Annotated in this window: 1 protein-coding gene; it reads right to left on the minus strand. The window is 59.3% G+C overall.

Features of this window, described 5'->3' with window-relative positions:
- Positions 1-329 (minus strand): hypothetical protein (locus tag F0U47_RS22945; RefSeq protein ID WP_497463095.1); only part of this gene is annotated, 329 nt, incomplete at both ends.

The raw sequence follows: 329 nt of genomic DNA on the forward strand, positions 1-329 counted from the left end.
GGTGGTTCTTGCGTGTGTTTTCGAATTCTTCCTCCTTCTCTTGGATGCGTCTGTCGATCTCCTGTCTCACTTGAGACAGCTCGAGCTGAGCGCGGAGGACCTTGTTCTCTTCTTGTTCGAGAGCCGCTTCGGCCTCTTCGAGGGCGGCCTGGAGCTCGTCCTTCTCGGCCTCGAGACGCTCCCTGGCTTTCTCGATTTCGTGGATGTTGCGGCCACCTTCGCCGATCTGGTCCAGGAGGTCCTTGACTACGTCGGCAAGGTTCTTGTTCTCGCGGCGGACAGCCTCGAGCTGTTCCTGGCCTTCTTCGTAGGCGCCCTTGAGGCGGAAC

The organism is Nocardioides antri (assembly GCF_008373765.1).
Taxonomy (GTDB): domain Bacteria; phylum Actinomycetota; class Actinomycetes; order Propionibacteriales; family Nocardioidaceae; genus Nocardioides; species Nocardioides antri.